This window comes from Mesorhizobium sp. P2_E6 (assembly GCF_056403835.1).
In genome coordinates, this window is sequence record NZ_JBFUEQ010000015.1 from 277,592 (window position 1) to 301,102 (window position 23,511).

Below are 23,511 nucleotides of genomic sequence, written 5' to 3' on the forward strand. Positions count from 1 at the left end.
TTCACTTTGTTGCAGCGCAAACAAGCGTGAGATTGTTCTTTCATTTTTCGATGGGCGATCAAGGACGAGCTCGAACGACGGCACGACGCGTTGCGCGAACTGACGCGGACGCGCCCCGGGGATCGGCGATGACTTCGGCTCGCCCGGCAAGCCGCGGTCTGGAGGTAAAATGATTTGACATTGTGAGTGACGACCCGACGCAGACTGCCAGGTTCCCACCTACTTCCCTGCAAGAGTCCGGACGACAGCCAGGCGCTTGACGGCGATGGTGGCAAGGGCTTGCGCCCGATCCCGGGCGGTCTGCGAAGGCAAGTGCTCGCCGGCGTCGATGTAGTAATCAGCCAACCATTCGCAGAGCGCATCCAGGGATCTCGGCGGCGGCGGTCCAGCGTGCGGGGGATCCTGGAGAGGATCCGATGCGAGATCAAGGGAGAGCATGCGCGCCTCAAGGGCGAGATCACGGTATTCGCTTCGATCCTCGTTGCTGTCGGCACATTCCTCAAGGCTGTGGCAGACCTCCATTTCCAAGCTGGGCAGATCGTAGGGTTCCGGGACTGTCGGCCCCAGACGCCGATCCTTGAAAAAGGCTTTCCGCCGTTCGCGCCGCAGTGTTTTCGCGTGCTCAAGCTCTTCGCGCGCCATTTGCTCGGCGGCCCCGCGGATTTCCGGCGACGCGCCATGGGCAGCTATATAGGACCAGAAGGCGAAAGCTCGCTCCTCGTTTCGGACGGCGATCGCAAAAGAACGGTAGGCGTCCACGAGTTCGGGCGAAACCAGCCCTATTGTCTCATCGTCGAACACATCTTGCGGCATGGCGTCGGTCGGCAGGACTTCTCGCGGTCGGCGGCCGACCTGACGCGACCAGCTCTCAACCATATCGATATGCCGGGTCTCCTCGCGCACGAGACGATCAAATACATCGGCCAATTCCAGCTGGCCGGCTGAGCGCATGCGCTCGGAAAGGGCTGCGTAGCGGTCGGCAGACTCCTTCTCCATCGCGAGCGCGACGGCAAGAAGCTCGTCCATCGATTGGATTGGCGTCGGTTCGGATATCAGGCGGGACATGGGACAGCTTCTCTCGCTTAGGCGCTTAGTCCTACAACCTCCCTCAGCGCATTTGTTTGCGTTTGATCAAAGAACCATCCGGCAAAACCACCGACATGTGCGTCCTGAGACCGGCTGCGCCTGAAGCGGCCGGAGAGGAAGCGCATGCCGACACGCACATTCACGCACAGGACCGATCGAGCCGCATCGCGCCATGTCGGTGCTGGAGCGCGACGCGCGCTGGCATTCGTACTGGCGGCGTTCACACTGCTCGCCCTTTCGGTGCCTCAGAGCCGTGCGGACGAAAGCCTGCAGCACTTTCTTTCGGGCACGAGGCCGGGGGAGCTGATCCAAGGCGCGGACGCCTATGGCGAGATGTCGGGAAGCCCGCCACTGGCGCCGCTCCTGTCAAGCGGAAAGCCGGTCGGCTACGCCTATCTCAACACCGACTTCTCCAGCGCGGTAGGCTATTCAGGCAAGCCGATCCGCATCCTTGTCGGCATCGACCCCAAGGGCGTCATCCGCGGCATCAAGCTGGTCGAGCACAAGGAACCCATCGTCCTCATAGGCATCCCGCAGGAAAAGGTCGTCGCCGCGCTCAATTCGCTGATTGGCAAGGACCTTGGCCGAGTCGCTGCTGGTCAGGAACAGCTGCCGCAAGTGGACATCGTCAGCGGCGCGACCGTCACCGTCCTGGTGATGAGCGACAGCGTCGTGCGCTCGGCCGTGAAGTTGATCCGCAGTGGCCGTCTGGCGGAAACCGGAACGTTGGCCGCCGGCGCGCCAGTCGCCCCGGCGAAAACAGTGGATGCCACCGTTTCTGAAGTCCACGACTGGAATGCCCTGCTGGGCGACGGCTCGGTGCGCAGCCTGCGCCTGACTGTGGGCGAGGTGACCAAGGCCTTCGCCGATTCCGGCCATCCGGAGGCCGCCGCGCGACCGGAGATGGGCAATCCGGACGATCGCTTCATCGATCTCTATATCGCGCCTGTGAGCGTGCCCAGCATCGGCCGCAGCCTCCTGGGCGATACCGCCTATGAGCGACTGCAGAAGTCGCTCAGACCCGGTCAGCAGGCGATCGTGGTGGCCGGAGACGGCGCATATTCCTTCAAGGGCTCCGGCTATGTGCGCGGCGGCATCTTCGATCGCATCGAGCTATTGCAGGACGGGCAAGGGGTGCGCTTTCGCGACCGCAACCATACGCGTCTCGGCGACCTCGCGACCAAGGGCGCGCCGCACCTGCGCGAGATCGCGCTGTTCACGGTGCCGGACGAGTTTTCACTCGATCTTTCCGAGCCGTGGGAGCTGCAACTGCTCGTCCAGCGCAGCTACGGCGCTCGCGACAAGGCGACCTTGCCCTTCGAACTCGGCTACACCTTGCCCGACCGCTACCTGAAGGCGACGTCGCCAACGCCGGCAACGCAGCCCATTGAGCAACCGCAAGCAGCCGCGCCCGGACCGGCGGCTGGCACGCAGGCGGCTGCCGAGACCGGACAGGGCTCCGCGAACGAAGAGCCCCTGTGGGTGAAGATCTGGAAGCTGAACACCGTCAAGATCGGCATCACCGTAGTCGCCCTGCTGGTGCTCACAGCCATCTTCTTCTTCCAGAACTGGCTGGTGCGTCGGCCACGCCTGTTCGCCTGGGTGCGGCGCGGCTACCTTCTGTTCACGCTGGTCTGGCTGGGCTGGTACGCGAACGCCCAGCTTTCCGTCGTCAACGTGCTGACTTTCATCAATTCGCTCCTGAGCGGTTTCAGCTGGGAATTCTTCCTCACCGCGCCGCTCATCTTCATCCTTTGGGCGGCGGTGGCCGGGGGCCTGCTGTTCTGGGGCAGGGGGCCTTTCTGTGGCTGGCTGTGCCCATTCGGCGCGCTCCAGGAACTGACGAACAACATCGCGCAATGGCTGAAAGTCCCGCAGGTCAAGCTGCCCTTCGGCCTGCACGAACGCCTGTGGCCGATCAAGTACGTGATCTTCCTCGGCCTGTTCGGTCTGTCGCTTTATTCCGTGTCTCTGGCGGAGACCTACGCCGAAGTCGAGCCGTTCAAGACGGCGATCATCCTGAAGTTCGCGCGCGGCTGGCCTTTCGTCGTCTTCGCGCTGGCGCTGCTGGGAGCCGGCCTCTTCATAGAGCGCTTCTACTGCCGGTACCTGTGCCCGCTGGGCGCGGCCCTCGCCATTCCCGGCCGAATCCGCATGTTCGAATGGCTGAAGCGCTATCCCGAATGCGGGTCGCCATGCCAGCGCTGCGCCAAGGAATGCCCCGTCCAGGCAATTCATCCCGAAGGCCAGATCAATGTCAACGAATGCATTTACTGCATGCATTGCCAGGAACTCTACCACGACGACCACCGCTGTCCGCACATGATCCAGGTGCGGCTGAAGCGGGAGAAGTTCGAGGCGTTGTCCTCGCCCACAACGCGGGCCCCCGCCAAGCCGGGCAAGGGGCCGGCAAGCCCGCCGGTCGTCACGCACAAAGGATTGCCGATAAAAGTTCCCGAAAACGACACAAACCCAACAGGCTGACAGGCCAATCAAAAGGAGAAGGACATGTCGCAGGAAGACCAGGACAGAAAGACGATCCTCAGCAGGCGCCAATTGCTTGGTACGACGGCCGCGCTCGCCGCGGCGGGGGCTGCCGGCGTCGGCGGGGGACTGGCGCTGAACGGAAGCGTGGTGTCACGGGCGGCAGCCAGCGAGAAGGGCGGGCAGGAATTCGAGGTCAAGCCCGGCGAGCTGGATGAGTACTACGTGTTCTTCTCCAGCGGCCAGACGGGGGAAGTCCGTATCATGGGCGCGCCCTCGATGCGCGAAATGATGCGCATCCCTGTCTTCAACCGCTGCAGCGCCACCGGCTGGGGCCTGACCAACGAGAGCCGCAAGATCCTGACAGAGGGTCTGCTGCCGGAGACCGTCGAGTTCCTCAAGGACCGTGGCGGCGTCTACCTCAACGGCGACCTGCACCATCCCCACCCCTCCCAAACGGACGGGACCTATGACGGCCGCTACTTGTTCGTCAACGACAAGGCCAACACGCGCGTCGCCCGCATCCGGCTCGACGTTATGAAATGTGACAAGATCATCCAGCTGCCGAACCAGCATACGGTGCACGGGTTGCGCGTGCAGAAATATCCCAGGACCGGCTACGTGTTCTGCAACGGCGAGGACCGCGTGCCGATCCCCAATGACGGCAAGATCCTGGACGACAGCAAGCAGTACCATTCCATTTTCAGTGCCGTGGACGGCGACACGATGAAGGTCGCCTGGCAGGTGATGGTGGACGGCAACCTCGACAATGTCGACGCCGACTACCAGGGCAAGTACGCCTTCTCTACCTGCTACAATTCCGAGGAGGGCGTCAACCTCGAGCAGACGATGGCGAAGGAGCAGGACTGGGTCGTCATCTTCAACCTGAAGCGCATCGAGGACGCGGTGAAGAAGCGCGACTACAAGGAAATGGGAGGCGTGCCGGTCATAGACGGGCGTCACGGCTCGCCCTACACCCGCTACGTGCCGGTTGCAAATAGCCCGCACGGCATCAACACCGCGCCGGACGGCATCCATGTGGTGGCCAACGGCAAGCTGTCGCCAACGGTGACGGTGTTCGACGTGCGCAAGTTCGATGAGCTCTTCGACGACAAGATCAAGCCGCGCGACACGGTGGTGGCCGAGCCGGAACTGGGGCTCGGGCCGTTGCACACGGCCTATGATGGTCGGGGCAACGCCTACACCACGCTGTTCATCGACAGCCAGATCTGCAAGTGGAACATCGAGGACGCCAAGCGGTCCTTCGCTGGCGAGAAGGTCGACCCGATCCGCCAGAAACTCGACGTTCACTATCAGCCCGGCCACAACCATACCTCCATGGGCCAGACCAAGGAGGCGGACGGCAAGTGGCTGATCTCGCTGAACAAGTTCTCCAAGGATCGTTACCTGAACGTCGGCCCCCTGAAGCCGGAGAATGACCAGCTCATTGACATTTCCGGTGACCAGATGGTGCTGGTACATGACAGCCCGAGCTTCGCCGAGCCGCACGACGCGACCCTCGTCCACCGCTCGAAGATCAACCCGATCAGCATCTGGGACCGAGCCGATCCGTTCTTCGAGGATGCGGTCAAGCAGGCGAAGGCCGACGGCATCGACCTGATGGTGGACAGCGAGGTGATCCGCGACGGCAACAAGGTGCGCGTCTACATGACGTCCTCGGCGCCGGCCTTCGGGCTGGAAAGCTTCGGCGTCAAGCAGGGCGACGAGGTCACGGTCTACGTTACCAATATCGACGAGGTGGAGGACCTCACCCACGGCTTCGCCATCGTCAACTACGGCATCAACATGGAGGTGGCCCCCCACGCCACGGCATCGGTGACGTTCAAGGCCAGCAAGCCTGGCGTTTACTGGTACTACTGCTCGTGGTTCTGCCACGCCATGCACATGGAGATGCAGGGCCGCATGTTCGTAGAGCCACAAGGCGCCTAGGACATGTTCCGCGTCGCGCACCTGGCAGTGACGGGAATGGCGGCGTTTCTAGCCGCCATTCCCGGCTGCGCGGCCACCGCGGCCGAGATTGCCGTGCCTGCTGGTGCTGCGCCCATGCAGGCGGTGGTGGACGCCGCCGCGCCCGGCGACGTGCTGCGTCTTGCGCCAGGCGAGCATCGCGGGCCGGTCGTCATCGGCAAATCGCTGACGTTGCAGGGCGACCCGGGCGCGTCGCTGAAGGGCAACGGGCAGGGCAGCGTCGTGACCCTGCTGGCGCCCGATTCGGCTGTGCGTGGTCTTGAGATCGAAGGCTCCGGCATGGACCTCGACGCCATGGATGCAGGCGTGTTCGCCACCGAGACGGCGACGCGCGCGCAGATCGAGAACAATTCGGTCGTCGGCAACCTCTACGGCATCTATCTGCACGGCGCGCGCGACGCAGTGGCGCGCAACAATCGCATCGAGGGCCTGCGCGAGGGGCGCACTAGTCGGTCCGGCAGCGGCGTCTCGGTATGGAACGCGCCGGGGGCGAAGGTCATCGGCAATGACATCCGCTTCGGCCGCGACGGCATCTTCGCCAATGCCAGCAGGAACAACGAATTCACGGGCAACGCCTTCGCCAACCTCCGTTTCGGCGTCCACTACATGTACACCAACGACAGCGTGATCGCCGACAACGTATCGACCGGCAACATTGTCGGCTATGCAATCATGTATTCCAACGGCCTGAAGGTCACCGGCAATGTGTCTGACGGCGATCGCGACAACGGCCTCCTGTTCAATTACGCCAATGGTTCCGAGATCAGCGGCAACGTCGTGCGCGGCGGCCCGCAGCCGGCCGGCCGCTGGACCAGCAACGGGCAACGCTTCGTCGCGTATCAGGACCTGCCGGCCGCCGATGGCGCGGCGCCGGTCCTCGCTACGGCCTCGGCTATGCGCATAGGCCCGGAAAAATGTGTCTTCATCTACAATGCCAACAAGAACCGCTTCAGTGGCAACCTCTTCGAGGGTTGCGAGATTGGCGTGCACTTTACGGCAGGTTCCGAGGGCAACGCCATGACCGGCAACGCCTTCGTGCGCAACCGCAATCAGGTCAAATATGTCGGGACCCGCTCGCTCGATTGGTCGAGCGGCGGCCGTGGCAACTACTGGAGCGACAACCCGGCCTTCGACCTTGACGGCGACGGGGTCGCCGACAAGCCCTACCGGCCGAACGACATGATCGACAGGGTTCTGTGGCAGACGCCGGCGGCGAAGGTGCTGGTCAACAGCCCGGCCGTGCAGGTGATCCGCTGGGCGCAGGCGCGCTTCCCGGGGGTGTTTCCCGGCGGCGTGATGGACAGCCATCCGCTCATGTATCCCGACAGCATCGAGAAAAGGGGAAAACCATGAGCTTCAACATCGAGCTGGACGCAGTCGCGCGGCACTATGGTTCAGTCAGGGCGGTGGACGGTGTCTCCTTTTCGGCCGATGCAGGCGAGGTCATCGCCCTCGTGGGCCACAACGGCGCTGGCAAGACCACGCTCATCAAGCTCATGCTCGGGCTTGCGCGGCCCACTTCGGGCTCGGTCCGCGTGCTCGGGCAGGACCCGGCCGCCGGAGACGTGACCGTTCGCCGGCGTCTCGGCTATCTTCCCGAAAACGTCTCCTTCAATCCGGCCCTCACGGGTCGCGAAACGCTGCGCTTCTATGTCCAGCTCAAGGGCGGCCGGCCAAAGGAAGCTGACGCGCTGCTGGAGCGAATCGGCCTTGCCCATGCCGCCGACCGACGCATCGGCACTTATTCCAAGGGAATGCGCCAGCGGCTGGGACTGGCGCAGGCGATGATCGGCAGCCCAGCGGTGCTTTTGCTGGATGAGCCGACCACCGGGCTCGACCCTGAACTGCGCCAGCAGTTCTATGGGATCGTCCGCGAGATGCAAGCGGCTGGGACGACCGTGCTTCTGTCTTCCCATGCGCTGAACGAGCTGGAAGGCAATGCCGGCCGTGTCGTCATCCTGAACGAAGGCCTAAAGATCGCCGATGGCTCGCTGGACGAATTGCGCCGTATCGCACGCCTGCCGACGAGGATCCGCCTCACGGCTGCCGAAGGTGGCGCGCGGCGCTTGAGGGAATGGATGGGAGAGCCGAAAGGCCTCAGGCAGATCAACGGTCACATCGTCGAGATCGACGCCTCGCCTGAAGACAAGGCTGCCTTCCTCCGCCGGGCCGCGGGCGAGGGCGCCCCCTTCGAGGATCTCGACATGGTGCCGCCCGGCCTCGATGAACTCTATGCACATTTCCTCGCGGGGAGGGCATCCCAATGAAGACGATCCTACTGCTCTCGGCCAAGGAGGTGCGCGAAGGCCTGCGCAACCGCTGGGTGATCGCCGCCACGGGGCTTCTGGCAGCTCTGGCGCTGACGCTCGTCTTCCTCGGGAGTGCGCCTGCCGGCACGGTCGGCGCCGGCGCGCTGGATGTCGTGGTGATCAGTCTCGCCAGCCTGACCATCTTCGTCGTGCCGCTGATTGCGCTGCTCATTTCCCACGATGCCATCGTCGGCGAGATTGAGCGCGGCACCATGACGTTGCTGCTTTCTTATCCGGTCCGTCGCCGTCAGGTGCTGCTCGGCAAGTTCCTGGGTCATCTCGCGATACTGGCTTTCGCCACCTGCGTCGGCTACGGGCTTGCCGCACTGGCGCTGGTAGCGACGGACAAGGGGATTGGCGGCGAAAGCTGGACGGCGTTCGCGACGATGACGGCGTCGTCGGTGCTGCTGGGCGCCGTCTTCGTGGCGATCGGCTATCTGGTCAGCGCGCTGGCGCGCGACCGCGGCACAGCCGCCGGCATCGCCATTGGCATATGGCTGGTCTTCGTGGTCATCTACGACATGGCTCTGCTGGGGATTCTGGTCGCCGACCAGGGCCACTACGTCAGCGGAGGCGCGCTGAATGCGCTGCTCCTGTTCAATCCTACCGATGCTTACCGCATCCTCAATCTCTCCGGCTCGACCGAGATCGCCGCCGCCTCGGGCATGGCGGGGAGCGTGCAGAGTGTCGCATTGGCGCCCATGGCGCTGATAGCGGCTCTCGTTGCATGGGTTGCCGGGCCGATGGCGCTTGCAGCACTCGCCTTCTCGCGGAGGGAACTGTGAAGTCACATCTGAAGATGGCCCTGCTCGCAAGCCTGCTCGCGCTCGGCGCCTGTCAGCGCGCGCCGGAGCCGCCGCCCGCCCCCTTCGCCATGACGGAAGAGGCGATGGGCCGCTATTGCGGCATGAACATCCTCGAACATGCCGGGCCGAAGGGGCAAGTCATCCTCGCCAGATACGACGAGCCGATCTGGTTTTCCTCGGCGCGCGACACGATCGCCTTCACCATGTTGCCGGAGGAGCCCAAGGACATAAGGGCTATCTATGTTTCCGACATGGCCAAGGCGGCAAGCTGGGAGAAGCCCGGTGCGGACAACTGGGTTGACGCTCGCAAGGCCTTCTTCGTCGTCGGCAGCGATCGCAAAGGCGGCATGGGAGCGGCCGAAGCCGTGCCCTTTTCGTCGGCAGCGGCGGCGAGGACCTTCGCCGGCGACCATGGCGGCAGGGTGGTCGGCTTCGACGCCGTTCCGCGCGACTACATATTGGACGAGCAGGCGAGCGGCGGCGATACGTCGAAGCAGCCCATCAGGGAGGTCGATTGACATGATTTCTGGAACAATGACCAGACGTCGCCTGATCGCCATCAGCGCCGCCGCGGCCGGCATGGCGCTACTGCCGCCGCATGGCAAGGCAGCCCAGGAAGGCGTGACCTGGCAGGGCGAGGCGATGGGTGCGCAGGCCTCGCTCGTCATCCATCATCCCGACCGCGCCATGGCACTGAAGCTGACCAACGACGTCGTCGCGGAGGTGCGCCGACTGGAGCGCATCTTCAGCCTATACATGGACGATTCAGACCTGACGCGCCTTAACCGTCAGCGCTTTCTCATCGCGCCGCCGCTTGAGCTGGTGGACATATTGCGACAGAGCCGAGAAGTCTGGACGCTCACGGGGGGCGCCTTCGATCCCACGGTGCAACCGCTGTGGGACGCCTACCGTCGCCATTTCTCGACATCCGGCGCCGCCGAAACCGGACCTTCGGCGCAGATTGTGCGCGAATGCGTTGGCCGCGTCGGCCTCGACCGGGTCGCCTGCTCGGGCAGCCGGATAGACCTGTCGGTGCCAGGCGCGGCACTGACGCTTAACGGCATCGCCCAGGGCTACGTCACCGACAGGGTGGTCGATCTGCTGAAGGCCGGCGGCGTCGAGCGCTCCATGGTGGACATGGGTGAAAGTCGCGCTATTGGTTCGGCGCCAGGCGACAGGCCGTGGCGCGTCGGCGTCTCCGACCCGCTCGACTCGGCCCGCATCATCGAGGTACTCGAAGTGGAGGATCGCGCAGTTGCCACGTCGAGCCCGTTCGGCTTCCGCTTCGACGCGGAAGGCAGGTTCAGCCACATTATCGATCCACGCAGCGGCGCGACGCCCCAGCGCCATGCCAGCGTCACCGTGGTGGCGGGGCATGCGGCGTTGGCGGATGCGTTGTCAACCGCCTTCAACCTGATGGACGTGGCCGCGATCGCGGCCGCCGTCCACGGCAATGCCGGCGTCGAGGTCCATATCCTGTCGCATGAAGGTGGATGGACTCGTATCAGAGCATGAGGAGGCCTATCGGACAGCAGGCCCAATTGGCCGGTTGGCGGCATTGAACGGGGCGGACATCTCGATCTGTTCCGCTCCGATCAGGTCGATCCAGGATATAGCTGGAAAGACGCGGCGAGGCAGATCGCGAACGCTGGGGGCTTGCGGGGGGTGACGAAGAGCGAGTAGTCCCCTGATGCCGATGGTTTGGCGCGAAAGGATGGCAGTGGGGACCTCAAGCGGGTTCGTCTGGCGCGTCGATTCGCCGAAGGCGGACAGTTCCTTCGTTACAACCTCCTGCATCGTTTCGGGATAGGTCGCGCGGCTCGGAGCCGGTTCCGCGAGTCCTCAGCGCAAGGTCGGCGCCGTCAAATTGGCTGAAGTCCGGTCTCATTCTGGTGTCGTACATTCGCGCTCAACATCAAGCTTGTGCCCTAAAGGATTCGCAACGTGATGTCCCACTCCGGCAGGGCGAATATCGCCGAATGGTGGTAGCGGCCAGCGCCAATGCGTTTGGCCTCCCGCTCCATTCTTAAAGGCACCGAGGCCGCTGAACTGGCGACCTCGATTTATTTCGGTTAGGGCTTGGGAATACTTGCTGGCGCGGTAGTGCTGCCTCAACGATTAACCGCCGCCCGACTTCTTGCCGTAGCATTGCCGCCGCTCAGGCGGCCTGACTGTGGCTTCGGCCCGACCGATGGAGATAGGCGTCGAAGGCAGCCGCGGCGGCGCGGACCAGGAACCGATGATCACGCGTTACCCGGATGATGCCTTCGGCGACGTCGATGATGCCGTCATCGGCGAGTTCGGCAAGCCTTTGGTTGTCGGTGAGCAACCTGGCAGGGTCAAATCCATGCCGGCTGCAAACCTCCTGCACGTCGACGATGAAGTCGCACATCAGACGCTCGATGATCTCCGCGCGCAGGCGGTCCTCGTCGGTTAGCCGGTAGCCCCTGGCGGTCGCCAGCCGCCCGGAAGCGATCGAACCGGCATAGAAGCCGAGGCCGACCTGGTTCTGGACATAGCCGTGACGGGTGTGGCCTATGGCGGAGGCGCCGAAGCCGACCAGCGTTTCGCAATTGTCGGTGGTGTAACCCTGGAAGTTGCGCCGCAGTTTTCCCGTAGCCTGCGACCGTGCGAGATCGTCGTCGGGCAGCGCAAAATGATCCAGCCCGACCTGGACGTAGCCAGCGCCAACGAGCGTTTCGGCTATGGCGAGTGCCTGCTCCATGCGAGCGAGGCTGTCAGGCAGTGTCGCTTCCTCTATCATGCGCTGGTGCTTCTTGAACGACGGCACATGCGCGTAGCCGAAAACTGCAAGCCGGTCAGGCCGCATGGCGGCTGCGGTTTTGGCCGTGTCGATGTTGGATCGCACCGTCTGGTGAGGCAGGCCGTAGATCAGGTCGAAATTGATGCTGCTTACGCCGGACTGGCGCAGGCGGTCGACCGCCTCCAGTGTTGTCTCCTCGCTTTGGATGCGGTTCACCGCTCTCTGGACCACCGGGTCGAAGCTCTGCACTCCCAGGCTGGCGCGGCTGACGCCCGCGCCGCCCAAGGCGCCCGCCATCTCGATCGTGAGTGTGCGCGGATCGATCTCGACTGCAATTTCGGCGGTCTCGGCCAAAGCGAAGCGATCGCGAAGGAGATCCGTCAGTGCTACGAAATCCGCTGGCGCGACGATGGTGGGGGTACCGCCGCCGAAGTGCACCCTGTCGACATGAAGGTGCTGCGCCGCCTGCGCGGCGACCATCTGAATCTCGCTGCGCAGCAAATCCAGATATTCGACGATGGGCTGATCTTTGGCCGTGATGGTGGTGTGGCAGCCGCAATACCAGCACATCGAGCGGCAGAAGGGGATATGCAGGTAGAAGGAGGCCGGAGCGCCTCGCGGCAGGTGCGACAGCCAGTTTGCATAGGTGTCGACGTCGACCGAAGGCGTGAACTCCGGCGACGGTGGGTAGCTGGTATAGCGCGGCAGGCGCGCCTCCCCATATTTTTGCAGAACAGACAATTTCACGACCTTCCTCGCCTCCGTTGAAGCATCGGACACTCGTCGATTTCCCGCCCGGCTTCTTTGCGGAATGCCAAATGTCTTGCATCTGGGAAGGCGATGCTGCGGAGCGGTTGCGCCCGCCATCGAGAGAGTGGCGGCGCCGTGGCGAGTACAGAAATCGAAGCTGCGGGCCATTCCGGCTGCCACTGCCCGAGCGGTCGGCCGAGTTTCATTTGCCCGCATCGTCCGCGGCCATGGTCAGGGAAGGGCACCAAATCAGTCGCCCTCACCGGGTTTGGCGCTGAAATGTGCGTCGAACTTTCCGGGCATCCCGTCCCAGGCTTCCCCGTCGGCCGGCGGTGTCTTTTTGCGCGTTATGTTGGGCCAGGACGACGCAAATTTGTGATTGAGCGCGAGCCAGGCCGGAGTGGCGGAGGGGTCGGTGTCCGGGAAGATTGCTTCCGCTGGGCATTCCGGGACGCAGACGCCGCAGTCGATGCACTCGTCTGGATGTATGACGAGCATGTTCTCGCCCTCGTAGAAGCAGTCCACAGGGCACACTTCGACGCAATCCATGTATTTGCATTTAATGCAATTGTCCGTGACGACGTAAGCCATGCGAGATCCTCAGGCGGCAATCAGGCTCGGATTTGACGCGCGCGCGGTCTCTGCACGAGCGACGGCAAGCGCCATCCAGTCGCGGTAGAGGCCTTGATCCTCCCTGGAAAAGGACATGCGGCTCTTCATGTCGTCGAAGGTTTCCCCAGGATGGCTCCCGTCATAATCGGCGCGAACCAAAGATTCGAGATAAGCACGCTCGGCTGTATCTGCGGGCCGGACGAAATCGTGCGAATTGCTCAGCATGGCAATCTCCTTTCGGTTAGTTCAATATCCATCGCTGCCTGGGATCTATCCTGCTCCAGCGCCCAAATTGCGCAGGGCGGGCAGTCGACGCCACATTGTTCGATCGCTGAGAAGATCAGGCCGAGCCGCTCCTGGCGTGACAGGCCGCAGGTGAGGTCCGAGCGCGTCAACGCAGGCAAGAATCCTCGAAGGGTACGCAACGTGTGACCGATGAAAATGGCTGGCAAGGTGATCACCATCAGGCTGGATAAAAAGATATATTGCAAATGTATCTTTTTAGATATGACCCAGCAAGGGAAAACGATGCGACCAGTGAAGCGGGGAGCGTCGCCAGCCCTTAGGCCGCCGGCTGGATGCCGAAGTCTTCGGGACTGAGCAGAAGGTCGGCCAGGGTGTAGCGGTCAAGCGTCCCGGAGAAGGCGGCGAGAGCCTCCTTTAGCATACCGCGCAGGCGACAACGCGTGGTGATCAGGCAGTTGTTTTCGCTTCGGAAGCATTCGACCAGCGCAAAGTCGGGCTCGGTCGCGCGCAATACGTCGCTCAATCGGATTTGCTCTGGCGGCCTGGCGAGCGCGAGGCCGCCAGAGCGGCCGCGCACCGCCTTCAGGAAGCCGGCGCGGGTCAGTTGGTTGGCCACCTTCATGAGGTGCGCGCGCGAAATTCCGTAAACCTGAGCGGTTTCCTCGATGGTGACCAGCTGCCCGGCCCTGGCCGCAGCGTACATGAGCAACCGGAGCGAGTAGTCGGAGAAATCTGTCAGTCTCATCGAAAGCCCTCTTACAGACCGCAGGCAGCCATCTCAGCGATCAAATACCAGAAAGTGCCGTCATGGGTATCTTTTGCAAGGCGGTCAATTTTCGGCGTTTCTGGCGCGATTCTAAAACATACATTGACAATGTATCTTTATGCATCGATTATCGATGACCGTCGGTGCAGCGCAAGTTGCCTCGCCGCGGCGACGACCTGGGTCGGGATTGGATCCGCCGCTCTCACTGAAATCGAAGGAACGATTCAATGGCACTTACGACAGAAGCAGAACCGAACGAAATAGACGTCCGCAGCCTGGTGCCGATGCAGAGGCACCAGAAGATCTTCGAGCTTGTCGATCAGCTTGCGCCCGGCGGGAAGTTCATCCTCGTCAACGATCATGATCCCAAGCCCCTCTACTACCAGCTGGAGGCAGAACATCCGCACCAATTCTCCTGGACCTATCTCGAGAGGGGGCCGGTCTGGCGCGTCGAGATCGGTCGCCTCTCGAAGGCGGCGTGAGGCAGGCATCGCAACGCAACAAGCCGCCTGCGGACTTTGCGTGGGCGGCGATGTGGCAGGGGCCGTAGCATGACCGTTGGAGCAGAATCGCGGCTGGACGACGAGAAGGTCAAGGAGGCGCTTCGCCTCGTGATCGATCCGGAACTCGGTTACAACATCGTTGACTTGGGGCTTGTCTACGCTGTCCTGGTCAACGACGGCGGTGTCGTCAACATCGTGATGACCACCACGACACGCGGCTGCCCCGCCACCAACTACATGAAGGAGGGGGCCCGCGACGCTGCCTGGAGCGTTCCAGGCGTCGAATTTGTCGACGTCACCTTGACCTATGAACCGCCCTGGTCGCCACAGAAGATGAGCATCGAAGCCAAGCGGCACCTCGGCATCGGCGATGATGGCGAGTGGTGAGCGACGTTCGCACTGACTTGATCAAGCCCACGGAGCCCAACCTGTTGCAATACCGACAGGCAGATTCGATCGATGGCCTGGCGGATATCCTGGTGGCCAGCCTCGACGTGCTGGCAAAGGCCGGACAAATAGATGCCGCCTGCCGCCTTGCCGGTCGGGCGTGTGCCCAGCTGCGGGACGTCGACGCGAGGCAATGGCAGAAGTTCAACGCGCTTCTGCACCGGTTGAGCAAACAGGAGCGTTGGGACGAGCCGTAGAGGGACTATCGCGCCTTTCTCGATCCTCCGGATGGATCGGTTGCGGCTCCGCCACGATTCATCAAAGGCTTTCCGATTCGATGGTGGACCGATGCAGGTCGAAATCAGCAACGACAACATCCTCATTGACGCAAGATTGCTTGCCGATTTGCTACGTCTCGATCCGACGGCGGTGCACTCGCTGCTGAGAACACAAGAGATTACCTCCCTCTGTGAACGCGGGATTGGCGAGCACGAGGGCGAATATCGATTGAGCTTCTTCTACGGCAATCGCCGCGCGCGTCTGAGCATTGATGCCGCCGGCAATGTGATACGGCGCTCGCTGATCGACTTTGGGCAAGCTGTCCTACCGCGCCAATTGCATCGCACCGGCGGATAGCCCGCCGAGTTTTGCAGAAGTCTGGAATGACCTCGCCCGTTCGTTAAGATGTTCTAGCCCTACAGGCTCGCTCCACTCGGCTCTTTAAGGCCTTCGCGAGTTTTGATATGTCATAAGGCTGCAGGGTGAATGAAAAGCCTTTCCTTGAGCAGCAACGAGCATCGCAAAGCAGGGCTCACCACTGACGGTGCCCATGTCCATTGAAGTGCGTGAACTAAGACTCTTTCCATTCGCCTAAAGCCCAGACCGGTAGGCGAGTTGGTGTTAACAGCAACAGTGGCAGCACGGCGACTACCGCGCCCAGCGCCAAGCCCATCAGTCGAAGATTCGCCAAGCGATTCACATAGCTGCAGTCGCCATCAACGTTGGGCGGCTAGGCACGGCTTTCCGTTGCCGCGAACCGCGGGAACAGGATGTTGTTCTCCAGGTGGATGTGCTCCATCAGGTCCTCGGCAAGCTGGGCCGTGCCGACGTACAGCGCCTGCCAGGAGCGGCAGGCTCCGTCGGGCGTGACGAAGTCGTCGGTGAGGCTTTCGAGGAGCCGAAGCAAGGTGCCCTGGTCATCGTGCTCGTGCCGCAGTTCCGAAATCGGGATATCGAACTTGCCTTTGGCCCACTGCCGCATTGCCGGAAACAGAATAGCCTCTTCCTTGGCCATGTGCTGCTCCAGTTCGCTCTGCATCTGCCGTAACGCATCGGAAAGGCCGGCCGGCACCTTCGGATGCTCGCGATGCACCGCCTCAACCTTACGCGACAGGGCGATGAGCTCGGGCAGAGCACGGCGGTGCGCCTCGTGGTAGCAGGCTTCGATGTGGTCAATCAGTTCATCGCTGTCCATCGCAGCCGGCGCGGCTGTGTCCCCGGCGCCGGTACCAAGCGCCTCCAACGCGCGCTCAAGCTCGTCGGGATCGACTCCGCGCCGGTGCGCGGCGCTATCAAGGGTGAGATCGCCGTTGCAGCAGAAGTCGATCTTGAATTTGCGGAAAACGGCGGTGGCGCCAGGCAGCGTAGCGGCTATGTCGCCGACGGTGCGTTCCCATAATTCTGGACCTGGGAATTGGGTGTTCATGACGAAGCTCCATGCATGTTCAACACAACGTGAAACTCAGAGCGGGCTCATTCGCGTCGTCGCGAGGACGTTGGACCATGAAATGCCCAGATAAAGGTCCGAAGTCTTTGCGCTGGAACAAAGAGGATCAAAATGCCTTCCCTTGAAGGAGTATGCCAAACCGCAGCGTCTTTCGGCGTGTTCCGGATGTCTCGCGTTCCTCAGTGGCTGTTTGTCTGCCAATTGCCCATCGAAGCAACGGAAGCACACAGGTGGACAGCCAGGGGACTATGTCGGGCTTTCACTGCGCAGTACCGCCAAAATCCTAAAGCAGATCAGCAAGCTGCCGGCATCAGCCTCCCCGCGGAAGCCTGAGTACGGCGCGGCGCGGTTAGTTCAGGGCATTTGGCTTGATGAACATGGCTATTTTCTCAAGTTCGAATCGTACGTATCGGGCGGAGATTTCGATATTCTGTGGATCGCGCGCACCGGATCGCCTTGGCGCGATCCGATGTCTTCGGCGATTGAAACAGAGGCTTCCGCCGCTTCAGCCGCTGGAGCCGTGAGGGTGTCTGGCGGCGCATCTTTGCGGCGATGTGGGACGATCCGGACTTCGCGTGCAGTCGATTCCAGGATCATCCGCGCCCATCAACATGCTTCGAGTGCTAAAGAAGGGTCTGAAAATCAGGCCATTGGCCGTTCCCGCGGCGGCCTGAGCACCAAGATCATATGGCCGTCAGAGGTCTCGGCCGGTGCGCTTCATCCTGACCGCCGGCCAACAGGTGATAGGCCGCAGGCTTATGCCCTGATCGACGGCCCGCCAGATCGTCATGGCCGACGCTGCCTGCGACGCCGATCGCCTGCGCCAGGTGATGGCAGACAAGGACGCCGTGGCTGTCATCCCAAACCCGCGCGGGGTCAAAAACACCCTATCGACAAGCACCTTGCGCCCAGCGCCACCTGATCGAATGTTACTTCTCCAAGCTCAAACGGTTCCGACGTCGCAACTCACTTGAGAAAACAGCCAGGAATTCTCGCGCAGTCGTCACCATCGCTGCTAGAATTCTATGGATCAGACATCTATTCACAACGCCTGATCTGAAGGCGCTGTCGGCGCGAGATTATCCGAACATCGTTGAATCTGGTATGATTGGCGCTGCGCCGATCAGTTCGAGGCAGTACGGCACCGCAGGAAAGACGGCGTTGAGACATACGTCTATCGAAGCCGGCTTGCCAGGCAGGTTTATGATCAGCGAACGGCCGCGCACTCCAGCAGTCTGACGTGAAAGGATTGCTGTTCGGACTTGCCCCAAGCTGGCCTGTCGCATGAGTTCGCCAAAACCGGGAAGTTCCTTGGTGATGACCTGCTGCATGGCTTCGGGAGTGAGGTCCCTCGGAGAAGGGCCGGTTCCTCCCGTTGTCAGGATCAGATCAACTCCGCCTTCGTCGCAAAGCTCGACAAGCACATCCCGAACACTCTCGAGTCCATCGGGGATAATGCGACGGATGAAAGCGCAGGGTGTCGTCACGACACGGCGAAGCCAGCGCTCGATGGCAGGCCCGCCAAGATCTTCGTATTCGCCGCGGCTTGCACGGTCCGACACCGTGACGATTGCAATCTGGGTCATTTTTTCCGTTCGAAATCCATTTTCAGATCGAAATGGCTGCCTGCCACCCGGGCTTGCCATGGGCGTAGCCATCGACGAGCGTGCCGGGCAGATCGAGGCACGAGAGGATGAAGCGGGCAGCCTTGGGGTCCTCTCTCCCATCGGCAAGCGCTCTATAGGTCTTTGCCACTTCGACCATGTCGCACGTGTGCGGAGACAGGCGGATACGCCGGACGCCTTTGGAGGTGAGATCCGCGGGTGCGGGGCAGAAGGCCTGCACCTGGTTGGAGAGCGTCTGCACGCCATTGATCGCGAGGAACTGCTGGTCGTCGAGCGTGTCCACGGCAAGACCGTCCGGTTCCCGTTCGCAGGTAAACTGACAGGAATCCTTGTGCAGGCCGTGGATGCGGGCGTGATAGCATCGGCCGGAAAGCGCGAGCGGCAGCCGACCGAAGACGAAAATCTCGAATTCCGCCTCGGGACATGCGCCGGCCATGGCGCCGACGGCGGCGAGCGACAATTCCACGGGCGGGCATATCGTTGTGGCACCGCGCTGGATCAGGAACCGCGCGGAAGCCTCATTGTAGATGTTCAGGAACGGACCGGTCACGAAGGGCTTGCCGGAGCGTGACGGTAGGGCGGTGACATCGTTGATCTCCACCAGCCGTTCGTCGGTGCAGAGATCCGCGATGCTTCTGCGCTCTCGAACGGTTGCCGGCGCCGCCAGCGTGGACAGCACCACTTCCTTTCCCGCACGCTCGAGCCGTTCGATGATCTCGGGCCATGCCGGGTCGGAAAACGGCATCCGCTTGCCGCATATGACTTCGCCGACATGGACGCGGTCGATCGGAGCCTCGTCTGCTATCCTGCGGTAGAAGTCCAAGAGGCGGTCGGGCGACCAGTGGAAGAACACCGGCCCAAGCGTCAACGCAATTGCGGACAAGATGCTATCTCCACTTCTTGCTGTACGCTCCTGCCGTCTGCCGGGAACCTTCCGACTGGCCGGCAAGAATCCGATCGATCTCGATCGCGTCGCCACCTTGCTCGACGGCGTCGACTGCCTTCCGGAAGGCACGGACTACTTCCGTCACGTAACCTTTGCCACGCTGGCGTCCTTCGATCTTCAAGGCGGTGACGCCGGCGGCTTTCAGCCCGGCAATCATCCCGCCGGCGTTCAGGCTGACGGGATCCTCGAACAAATAGGAGGTCTTGCCGCCGGCCTTGAATTTGCCCTTGCACAATGTGGGATAGCCCACTGGCTCGCCGGGCTCGTAGCGGTCGATCGTGAACCCTGAAAGCCGCGCCGCCGTGCTGTTCGGCTCGTCGTCGTAGCTCACCATTTCGGGTGGCGAGCAGACGCCATTCAGATTTGGCGATTTTCCTGTCGCGTATGAAGAGAGATAGCAGCGGCCTTCGATCATCACGCAAAGGCCGCCGAACACGAATGCTTCCGTTTCCACTTCGATCGCACGGTTGAGCGCCGCGATCTCCTGAACCGAAAGCACCCGCGGCAGGACGACACGACGGATGCCGAAACTGTTCGCGTAGAATCCGATTGCCTCCGGCGTCGCGGCCGCTGCCTGTACGGAGAGATGAAGACGAACTTGCTTGTGATTTTTCGCGACGTGATCGAGGACGGCGATGTCCGCCGCGATGATCGCGTTGGCGCCGCATTCGGCCGCCGTGTCCGCGGCCTTCCTCCACAGGTCGACATCATTGACCCGCGCGAAGGTGTTGATAGCGACCAGAACCTTGCTGCCGTGGTCATGCGCGAAGCGGACGCCCTCGGCCAGTTCTTCCCCGGAGAAGTTGAGTCCGGGGAAATTCCGGGCATTCGTTTCGTCGCGAAATCCGCAATAGACGGCGTCCGCGCCTGCCTGGACGGCTGCCCTCAACGTTGCGGGGGTTCCGGCCGGGCAGACAAGTTCCATGCGTCCGCTTGTCATGCCTCTGGTGCCTTGCGTCTGGAGTTGCGATCGGCCATTTGGCGCGCGACATCCAGCGCACCGAGAATTCCCGTATCGACAAGTCGAGCCAGTGCGCCGCGCAAGCCGAGCAGATCCGCCGGGCGAAGCTCGGCATCCTCGATCGTGTTCCTCAGCGCGAGCACCGCCTCCGTGCGGCCGCTGATCGAGATGATCCGGCTGAAGAAAAGCGCGTCGCCATCAAGCGTGCCGTCGAGCAGGCTCAACAGTGTCAGAATAGGTCCCCTGATCTGGACGCTTGATGTCGCGGCCTCACTTTTCCTGACGACACGAACGATCGAGCGTTCAGCGTCCGGTACGACGGTAAATGCGAAGGCAAGGTCGATCGGGTCGATGAAATAGCAAGCTGTTCGATGTTCGCCGAGGCGGTCGAACAATCGAGGCTGTCGCCCGGCCAAAGAGCGCAAGGACAGCGTGAGCAACGGCCCGAGTGGCAAGCCGGCGAAGGCCGGGAAAAGATGGCGAACGAACGCCGGCAATGTCGGTTCCGTGTTTCCCGTCACCATTCAGTGCATCCTGTCCATTGGGGGGTCGCTCAAGCGGATTACGCGGCGGATTACGTGCTGGGTCCGTTCTCGAGCAGGTCTGCGAAATTCTGGCTGTTCGGACAGAAATCCTGGTAGTGGCTTTCGAAATCGAAGGCGGCCAGGTGGTCATGACACTCGCGGCGATGCGGGCAGGTGATGCAGGTGCGTGCCATGAAACCGTGCGCTTGCAGCGATTGAAAACTGTCCGGATCGATGCCGGCTGAACGCATCGCCGAAGAAAGCAGGTCTTCCGAGGCGTATGGCAACCGCATGGCATCGTCGAATTCATGTCGCGACAGACCGATGTCATTCAGAATGCCCGTGCACTCATCCATACCCATTGCCCAAAATTCTCTTGTCGCTGCCCTGCTCCGCCGGCGGTCCGCGAGAAGGGAAATTACGGACCGCCAAGCTTCGACAGTTTCGCTGATGAGATTGCCCGCCATGTGAAATCCTTTTGCCTCGATCGCCTTCCTCGGAAATGATGTGAGAAGGGAAAATAGCGGGGACGGATCGTTCGCTCTTTGCGCTAGCGCAAAGTTCTTCGTCAGCCCTGATGGCAAAATTAATCGCCGACGAACCGGTCGGGCCGGATTTCGCCATGCATCACCGCTGCCTTCCCTTGTTTTCAGATCTCGGCTCATTCCTTTCGTTCCTCGATCGGAACGGGCAGCTTCGTGAGGTTGGCGTGCCTGTTTCGACAAGGCACGAACTGACCGAGATACACAGGCGGGTGATTGCCTCGAAAGGCCCGGCGCTGCGTCTGACCACGCCCATCGACGATCGCGGCGTCAGGTCAGCCTTTCCCGTTGTCGCAAATCTTTTCGGCACCCGGGAACGTGTAGCCTGGGGCCTTGGCACCGACCTTCATGGTCTAGAAACCCTCGGCGCGCTCCTTGCTTGGATGAGATCGCCTCAGGCCCCGCAGAACCTTCGTCAGGCCCGACAGATGTTGCCTGCGGCGCGGGGTGCACTCGTGGCGCGGCCGAAGATCGTTTCCCCGCCCGGGGAGTGGCGAGACGCCGATCCGGATTTTTCGCTTCTTCCCGTCCAGACTTGTTGGCCGGGAGACGCCGGCCCCCTGATAACGTGGCCCGTGGTTATCACTCGCCCACCTGGCGAGGACGATCCGAGCACCTACAATCTGGGCGTATATCGCATGCAGGTGCTTGCTCGTGATCGCGCCATCATACGATGGCTGCCCATGCGAGGTGGCGCCGCCCACCATCGCATGTGGCAGGCGCGGGGCCTCGAGATGCCGGTGGCGGTCGTCATCGGGGCGGACCCCGCCACGTTGATCGCGTCGGTGATGCCGGCGCCCGAAGGCGTGTCGGAGCTGGCGCTGTCCGGGATGATCAACAATCGCCGAGTCGGATTGGCGCCCTGCAAGAGCATCATGCTTCATGCGCCAACCAGTGCGGAAATCGTGCTTGAAGGCGTCGTCTCTCCAACAGAGACAGCGCTGGAGGGCCCCTTCGGCGACCACACCGGATATTATAACGCGCCGGAACGATACCCCGTATTCAACCTCAAGCGCGTGCGCGTCCGCGACGGGGCAAACTACCTGACCACGTTCACCGGGCGCGCGCCCGACGAGCCCTCGGTCCTCGGCGAGGCGCTGCTCGATGTCTACAAGCCGCTCCTGCGCCAACAAATACCGGAAATCGTCGATGTATGGCTTCCGCCGGAAGCCTGCTCGTACAGGATTGCCGTTATCTCGATCGCCAAGAAATATGCCGGACAGGCCAGGCGCGTGATGATGGGGTTCTGGTCCCTGCTGCCGCAGTTCTCGATGACCAAGATGATCGTCGTGGTGGATGACGACATCGATATTCGATCATGGCCGGACGTGATGTGGGCGGTCGCCACCCGCATGGATCCCTCGCGCGATCTGATGCAGGTGGATCGGACCTCTATCGACCAGCTCGATTTCGCGTCACCGCTCGAGGGGCTTGGAGGAAAGATCGGGCTCGATGCGACGCGCAAGATTGGATCGGAAACCTCCCGCGAATGGGGAAAGGAGCTGACCATGTCAGCCGCTATCGAGGAGCAGGTATCCCAACGATGGAACGAGTTCTTTTCGCAAACGACCGCTCAGGGGCAAGAATGACCAAACGGCTGATAGTCGGTGTCACCGGTGCATCCGGCTCCGTGCTCGCGCTGGAGACCATTCGTCAACTGGTCAGGGCCGGGGTGGAGACGCATCTCGTCGTTTCCAAGGGCGCGCGATTGACCGTCGCCCATGAGCTCGGCGTCGACGGCCTTGCCCAACTGACGTCTGTCGCCAACCACGCATATTCCTATCACGACCTGGCCGCACCCATTGCCAGCGGCTCTTTCAGAACGGATGGCATGATCGTCGTTCCCTGTTCGATGCGGACCTTGGCGGCGATGGCGCATGGGTTGGGCGACAACCTTCTTACAAGGGCCGCCGATGTCGTCCTGAAGGAAAAGCGCCGGCTGGTCATCGTGCCGCGCGAGGCGCCGCTCCACGAAGGGCACCTTGACGCGATGCTCAGGCTGGCCCGGATGGGAGCGATCATCGCGCCGCCAGTGCCGCCATTCTATGTCAAGCTTGCCTCGATCGAGGAAATGGTGGTCGAGATGGCGGCCCGGCTGGTTGGCTGGGCGGGCGTGGACCCTGGCGACAAGCTGACACGGTGGGGCGAAAAGAAAGTCGCCGTCGCGTGATCGTCCTGATGGATTTGCTCAACGGGCAAGGATTGCAATGAATCTTCAGACGCCGAAAGGCGCGACATATGACGTGCGGAGACTTCCTCCTGAAAGGAAGCAGTCCGCCGTCTTGTCGATGTTCGACGGGCTCAAACCCGGTCAGACATTCGTGGTCGTTCTCGATTTCGATCCTGATAAACTCAGGTGTCAGTTCGAGGCGTTCTTTGCTGGCGAACACATTTGGGTTTGCCTTGAACCGGGACCGCCAGATTGGTTGATCGAGATAGGAAGACCTCAATCGGCGCGGTGATGTCCAACCCTGACGAAATACGT

General features: G+C 62.1%; 26 protein-coding genes and 1 pseudogene. 15 read left to right on the forward strand and 12 right to left on the reverse strand.

The features are described from left to right. Positions 1–219: 219 nt before the first annotated feature. Positions 220–1,065, reverse strand: coding sequence for a ferritin family protein (locus AC1D08_RS30390; protein WP_322414404.1), 846 nt, complete (start codon positions 1,063–1,065; stop codon positions 220–222). A 144-nt stretch (positions 1,066–1,209) separates the two neighbouring features. Between AC1D08_RS30390 and AC1D08_RS30395 the strand changes: the two genes are divergently transcribed. Genes AC1D08_RS30395 through AC1D08_RS30425 form a run of 7 tightly spaced genes read left to right on the forward strand, consistent with a single transcriptional unit; the run spans position 1,210 to position 10,189 of the window. After that, a complete protein-coding gene (locus AC1D08_RS30395) occupies positions 1,210–3,570 on the forward strand; it encodes a 4Fe-4S binding protein (protein ID WP_322414403.1) in 2,361 nt (786 codons plus the stop codon). Positions 3,571–3,594: 24 nt separating this feature from the next. After that, positions 3,595–5,520 carry a TAT-dependent nitrous-oxide reductase gene (gene nosZ / locus AC1D08_RS30400; protein WP_322414402.1) on the forward strand — a complete coding sequence of 642 codons (1,926 nt, stop codon included), beginning with the start codon at positions 3,595–3,597 and terminating at the stop codon, positions 5,518–5,520. A 3-nt stretch (positions 5,521–5,523) separates the two neighbouring features. Beyond that, positions 5,524–6,912, forward strand: coding sequence for a nitrous oxide reductase family maturation protein NosD (locus AC1D08_RS30405; protein WP_322414401.1), 1,389 nt, complete (start codon positions 5,524–5,526; stop codon positions 6,910–6,912). Continuing rightward, a complete protein-coding gene (locus tag AC1D08_RS30410; protein WP_322414400.1) occupies positions 6,909–7,826 on the forward strand; it encodes an ABC transporter ATP-binding protein in 918 nt (305 codons plus the stop codon). Before AC1D08_RS30405 ends, AC1D08_RS30410 begins: the two co-directional genes overlap by 4 nt. Then, on the forward strand, positions 7,823–8,653 hold the full coding sequence (locus tag AC1D08_RS30415; RefSeq protein ID WP_322414399.1) for an ABC transporter permease: 831 nt from the start codon (positions 7,823–7,825) through the stop codon (positions 8,651–8,653). The genes AC1D08_RS30410 and AC1D08_RS30415 overlap by 4 nt, the downstream gene beginning before the upstream one ends. A 14-nt stretch (positions 8,654–8,667) precedes the next feature. Beyond that, positions 8,668–9,192, forward strand: a complete 525-nt coding sequence (locus tag AC1D08_RS30420) for a nitrous oxide reductase accessory protein NosL (RefSeq protein WP_322419313.1) — start codon at positions 8,668–8,670, stop codon at positions 9,190–9,192. Positions 9,193–9,208: 16 nt separating this feature from the next. Beyond that, complete coding sequence (locus AC1D08_RS30425; RefSeq protein WP_322414398.1) at positions 9,209–10,189, forward strand: FAD:protein FMN transferase; 981 nt, start codon at positions 9,209–9,211, stop codon at positions 10,187–10,189. Positions 10,190–10,832: 643 nt separating this feature from the next. On the opposite strand, the gene hemN is transcribed toward AC1D08_RS30425, so the two are convergent. From hemN to AC1D08_RS30450, 5 genes are all read right to left on the reverse strand, one after another. Then, on the reverse strand, positions 10,833–12,185 hold the full coding sequence (gene hemN / locus AC1D08_RS30430) for an oxygen-independent coproporphyrinogen III oxidase (RefSeq protein ID WP_322414397.1): 1,353 nt from the start codon (positions 12,183–12,185) through the stop codon (positions 10,833–10,835). Between the two features lie 252 nt (positions 12,186–12,437). Beyond that, positions 12,438–12,779, reverse strand: a complete 342-nt coding sequence (gene fdxA, locus AC1D08_RS30435; RefSeq protein WP_322414396.1) for a ferredoxin FdxA — start codon at positions 12,777–12,779, stop codon at positions 12,438–12,440. Between the two features lie 9 nt (positions 12,780–12,788). Beyond that, a complete protein-coding gene (locus AC1D08_RS30440; protein ID WP_322414395.1) occupies positions 12,789–13,025 on the reverse strand; it encodes a hypothetical protein in 237 nt (78 codons plus the stop codon). Next, the gene (locus AC1D08_RS30445; RefSeq protein WP_322414394.1) at positions 13,019–13,291 is read right to left on the reverse strand and encodes a hypothetical protein; all 273 of its coding nucleotides are present in this window, start codon (positions 13,289–13,291) and stop codon (positions 13,019–13,021) included. Before AC1D08_RS30445 ends, AC1D08_RS30440 begins: the two co-directional genes overlap by 7 nt. A gap of 71 nt (positions 13,292–13,362) precedes the next feature. Then, a complete protein-coding gene (locus tag AC1D08_RS30450; RefSeq protein ID WP_322414393.1) occupies positions 13,363–13,791 on the reverse strand; it encodes an RrF2 family transcriptional regulator in 429 nt (142 codons plus the stop codon). A 248-nt stretch (positions 13,792–14,039) separates the two neighbouring features. Here AC1D08_RS30450 and AC1D08_RS30455 point away from each other — a divergent pair, with 248 nt between their 5' ends. The 4 genes from AC1D08_RS30455 (at position 14,040) to AC1D08_RS30470 (ending at position 15,338) form a co-directional block, all read left to right on the forward strand. Beyond that, entirely contained in the window at positions 14,040–14,294 is a 255-nt protein-coding gene (locus AC1D08_RS30455; RefSeq protein ID WP_322414392.1) for a DUF2249 domain-containing protein, read from the forward strand. A 69-nt stretch (positions 14,295–14,363) separates the two neighbouring features. Further along, a complete protein-coding gene (locus tag AC1D08_RS30460; protein ID WP_322414391.1) occupies positions 14,364–14,702 on the forward strand; it encodes a metal-sulfur cluster assembly factor in 339 nt (112 codons plus the stop codon). Next, positions 14,699–14,959, forward strand: coding sequence for a hypothetical protein (locus tag AC1D08_RS30465; protein ID WP_322414390.1), 261 nt, complete (start codon positions 14,699–14,701; stop codon positions 14,957–14,959). Before AC1D08_RS30460 ends, AC1D08_RS30465 begins: the two co-directional genes overlap by 4 nt. A gap of 91 nt (positions 14,960–15,050) precedes the next feature. Beyond that, on the forward strand, positions 15,051–15,338 hold the full coding sequence (locus AC1D08_RS30470; RefSeq protein ID WP_322414389.1) for a DUF6522 family protein: 288 nt from the start codon (positions 15,051–15,053) through the stop codon (positions 15,336–15,338). Between the two features lie 373 nt (positions 15,339–15,711). Here the strand turns inward: AC1D08_RS30470 and ric are convergent, their stop codons facing one another. Next, the gene (gene ric, locus AC1D08_RS30475; RefSeq protein ID WP_322414388.1) at positions 15,712–16,407 is read right to left on the reverse strand and encodes an iron-sulfur cluster repair di-iron protein; all 696 of its coding nucleotides are present in this window, start codon (positions 16,405–16,407) and stop codon (positions 15,712–15,714) included. A 448-nt stretch (positions 16,408–16,855) separates the two neighbouring features. Here ric and AC1D08_RS30480 point away from each other — a divergent pair. Next, positions 16,856–17,463: pseudogene (locus AC1D08_RS30480) on the forward strand (IS5 family transposase); the annotation flags it as partial. A 44-nt stretch (positions 17,464–17,507) separates the two neighbouring features. Here the strand turns inward: AC1D08_RS30480 and mog are convergent. From mog to AC1D08_RS30505, 5 genes are read right to left on the reverse strand one after another with little or no spacing between them, the layout of a single operon-like run. Further along, positions 17,508–18,014, reverse strand: a complete 507-nt coding sequence (gene mog / locus AC1D08_RS30485) for a molybdopterin adenylyltransferase (RefSeq protein WP_322414387.1) — start codon at positions 18,012–18,014, stop codon at positions 17,508–17,510. A gap of 22 nt (positions 18,015–18,036) precedes the next feature. Then, positions 18,037–18,936, reverse strand: a complete 900-nt coding sequence (ubiV, locus tag AC1D08_RS30490; protein ID WP_477424782.1) for a ubiquinone anaerobic biosynthesis protein UbiV — start codon at positions 18,934–18,936, stop codon at positions 18,037–18,039. A 4-nt stretch (positions 18,937–18,940) separates the two neighbouring features. After that, positions 18,941–19,939, reverse strand: a complete 999-nt coding sequence (gene ubiU, locus AC1D08_RS30495; protein ID WP_477424784.1) for a ubiquinone anaerobic biosynthesis protein UbiU — start codon at positions 19,937–19,939, stop codon at positions 18,941–18,943. Continuing rightward, positions 19,936–20,484 (reverse strand): ubiquinone anaerobic biosynthesis accessory factor UbiT, encoded by a 549-nt coding sequence (gene ubiT / locus AC1D08_RS30500; RefSeq protein WP_322414384.1) that lies wholly within the window; start codon positions 20,482–20,484, stop codon positions 19,936–19,938. The genes ubiU and ubiT overlap by 4 nt, the downstream gene beginning before the upstream one ends. Positions 20,485–20,534: 50 nt before the next feature. Next, on the reverse strand, positions 20,535–20,951 hold the full coding sequence (locus tag AC1D08_RS30505; RefSeq protein WP_322414383.1) for a hypothetical protein: 417 nt from the start codon (positions 20,949–20,951) through the stop codon (positions 20,535–20,537). Between the two features lie 155 nt (positions 20,952–21,106). On the opposite strand from AC1D08_RS30505, the gene AC1D08_RS30510 reads away from it, so the two are divergent. Genes AC1D08_RS30510 through AC1D08_RS30520 form a run of 3 tightly spaced genes read left to right on the forward strand, consistent with a single transcriptional unit; the run spans position 21,107 to position 23,488 of the window. After that, positions 21,107–22,615 (forward strand): UbiD family decarboxylase, encoded by a 1,509-nt coding sequence (locus AC1D08_RS30510; RefSeq protein ID WP_322419312.1) that lies wholly within the window; start codon positions 21,107–21,109, stop codon positions 22,613–22,615. Further along, a complete protein-coding gene (locus AC1D08_RS30515; protein ID WP_322414382.1) occupies positions 22,612–23,196 on the forward strand; it encodes a UbiX family flavin prenyltransferase in 585 nt (194 codons plus the stop codon). The genes AC1D08_RS30510 and AC1D08_RS30515 overlap by 4 nt, the downstream gene beginning before the upstream one ends. 37 nt (positions 23,197–23,233) lie before the next feature. After that, positions 23,234–23,488 (forward strand): DUF2249 domain-containing protein, encoded by a 255-nt coding sequence (locus AC1D08_RS30520; RefSeq protein ID WP_322414381.1) that lies wholly within the window; start codon positions 23,234–23,236, stop codon positions 23,486–23,488. Positions 23,489–23,511: the final 23 nt, after the last annotated feature.

Bases quoted from the DNA above. Each gene is read 5' to 3' on its own strand.
- AC1D08_RS30505 (WP_322414383.1), bottom strand. From the start codon at position 20,951: ATGGCGGGCAATCTCATCAGCGAAACTGTCGAAGCTTGGCGGTCCGTA.
- AC1D08_RS30425 (WP_322414398.1), top strand. From the start codon at position 9,209: ATGACCAGACGTCGCCTGATCGCCATCAGCGCCGCCGCGGCCGGCATG.
- AC1D08_RS30390 (WP_322414404.1), bottom strand. From the start codon at position 1,065: ATGTCCCGCCTGATATCCGAACCGACGCCAATCCAATCGATGGACGAG.
- AC1D08_RS30520 (WP_322414381.1), top strand. From the start codon at position 23,234: ATGAATCTTCAGACGCCGAAAGGCGCGACATATGACGTGCGGAGACTT.
- AC1D08_RS30420 (WP_322419313.1), top strand. From the start codon at position 8,668: ATGGCCCTGCTCGCAAGCCTGCTCGCGCTCGGCGCCTGTCAGCGCGCG.
- nosZ (WP_322414402.1), top strand. From the start codon at position 3,595: ATGTCGCAGGAAGACCAGGACAGAAAGACGATCCTCAGCAGGCGCCAA.
- AC1D08_RS30510 (WP_322419312.1), top strand. From the start codon at position 21,107: ATGCATCACCGCTGCCTTCCCTTGTTTTCAGATCTCGGCTCATTCCTT.
- AC1D08_RS30405 (WP_322414401.1), top strand. From the start codon at position 5,524: ATGTTCCGCGTCGCGCACCTGGCAGTGACGGGAATGGCGGCGTTTCTA.
- fdxA (WP_322414396.1), bottom strand. From the start codon at position 12,779: ATGGCTTACGTCGTCACGGACAATTGCATTAAATGCAAATACATGGAT.
- AC1D08_RS30450 (WP_322414393.1), bottom strand. From the start codon at position 13,791: ATGAGACTGACAGATTTCTCCGACTACTCGCTCCGGTTGCTCATGTAC.
- AC1D08_RS30470 (WP_322414389.1), top strand. From the start codon at position 15,051: ATGCAGGTCGAAATCAGCAACGACAACATCCTCATTGACGCAAGATTG.
- AC1D08_RS30515 (WP_322414382.1), top strand. From the start codon at position 22,612: ATGACCAAACGGCTGATAGTCGGTGTCACCGGTGCATCCGGCTCCGTG.
- mog (WP_322414387.1), bottom strand. From the start codon at position 18,014: ATGACCCAGATTGCAATCGTCACGGTGTCGGACCGTGCAAGCCGCGGC.
- AC1D08_RS30460 (WP_322414391.1), top strand. From the start codon at position 14,364: ATGACCGTTGGAGCAGAATCGCGGCTGGACGACGAGAAGGTCAAGGAG.
- ric (WP_322414388.1), bottom strand. From the start codon at position 16,407: ATGAACACCCAATTCCCAGGTCCAGAATTATGGGAACGCACCGTCGGC.
- AC1D08_RS30410 (WP_322414400.1), top strand. From the start codon at position 6,909: ATGAGCTTCAACATCGAGCTGGACGCAGTCGCGCGGCACTATGGTTCA.
- AC1D08_RS30440 (WP_322414395.1), bottom strand. From the start codon at position 13,025: ATGCTGAGCAATTCGCACGATTTCGTCCGGCCCGCAGATACAGCCGAG.
- AC1D08_RS30395 (WP_322414403.1), top strand. From the start codon at position 1,210: ATGCCGACACGCACATTCACGCACAGGACCGATCGAGCCGCATCGCGC.
- ubiU (WP_477424784.1), bottom strand. From the start codon at position 19,939: ATGACAAGCGGACGCATGGAACTTGTCTGCCCGGCCGGAACCCCCGCA.
- AC1D08_RS30415 (WP_322414399.1), top strand. From the start codon at position 7,823: ATGAAGACGATCCTACTGCTCTCGGCCAAGGAGGTGCGCGAAGGCCTG.
- ubiT (WP_322414384.1), bottom strand. From the start codon at position 20,484: ATGGTGACGGGAAACACGGAACCGACATTGCCGGCGTTCGTTCGCCAT.
- AC1D08_RS30455 (WP_322414392.1), top strand. From the start codon at position 14,040: ATGGCACTTACGACAGAAGCAGAACCGAACGAAATAGACGTCCGCAGC.